This is a genomic window from Dellaglioa sp. CoH-57-MRSF-18, assembly GCF_056781995.1.
The window spans coordinates 1-667 of the sequence record NZ_JBXAXX010000038.1; the positions used below are offsets into that span (position 1 = coordinate 1).

Genomic DNA, 667 nt, shown 5'->3' on the forward strand with positions numbered 1-667 from the left:
TTTATGTACACCCCCTACCTCGACCCCCTCGGCACGTCAGACGTGAAGACGATCCACTACGTCAACTCTTACCCGGGCGCTGGCAAGACATATGCTGCGCTCAATATCGCGGAGGCTACGCTTAATGACCCCACAGCCAACTACGTTTTGGTGTACGCGGCCCCTACGCTGCGTCTGCTTTCGCAGTTCCGGGCCGATCTGCTGCGACGCAAACCTGCGGCAAAGTCTCGCGTTCATCTCATTGACTCCGAATCTGATGATCTGGCTGTAGCCCAGCAACTAGAGGGCAAGTTGAACGGTGCCTCTGTAGGTTCGTTTCGCGTCAAGAAGGCTGAGGACGGTGACGTGATTCTGTGCACGCACGACTGCTTGCTGCGGGTTCGTCTCGATATGCCCGGCAAGGATCGAATCTCGTTGATCTTTGACGAAGCGCGTCAATGTGTTCAGACCTCACTCACGGTGAAAGCTCCCGCCAAAGTTCTTCAAGACCTGAAGCAATGCGTAGAAGTGATCGAACCGCGCGAGTATCGTGGTGGCGTTCTAGCCCGATGGTCATGGAAATCCGGCGCGGAGCCCATGACCGAACATCGCCTGAAGCGAATTTGGGAATCTGCACAGCGCCCTAAGGCACAGTACGTGACTCGTTTGCACAAGGTGCTTGAACATG

General features: G+C 55.8%; 1 protein-coding gene. It reads left to right on the forward strand.

The window, feature by feature from the left end; genetic code table 11:
* Nucleotides 1-667, forward strand: a 667-nt coding sequence (locus AC1RPG_RS07915) for a DEAD/DEAH box helicase family protein (protein WP_481762455.1), incomplete at both ends; no start/stop codon positions are given.